The organism is Methylophaga sp. UBA4204 (assembly GCF_002379485.1).
GTDB lineage: Bacteria > Pseudomonadota > Gammaproteobacteria > Nitrosococcales > Methylophagaceae > Methylophaga.
On sequence record NZ_DFTU01000074.1, the window covers coordinates 8,552 to 8,807 of the forward strand.

Annotated in this window: 1 protein-coding gene; it reads left to right on the forward strand. The window is 44.1% G+C overall.

All coding sequences use genetic code 11. The features are described from left to right. Positions 1 to 256 (forward strand): PfkB family carbohydrate kinase (locus B3182_RS10715; RefSeq protein ID WP_292752718.1); only part of this gene is annotated, 256 nt, incomplete at both ends.

Sequence of the window (256 nt, forward strand, 5' to 3'; positions counted from 1 at the left end):
CCGTTTTTGATTAAACCCAATCTGTATGAACTTGAAACTCTGCTACAAGTAAAACTCGACACTAAAGAAGCAATTGCTGAATGCGCCAGAAAACTGCAGTTGTCCGGTGTTAAACATGTCTGTGTTTCTTTAGGTGATCAAGGAGCTCTATTAGTCAGTCCGAGCAACAGTTTTTATGCGAAAGCGTTATCAGTACCAGTGAATACTACTGTGGGTGCAGGTGATTCAATGGTCGCGGGGCTGGTGGCCGGTTTCT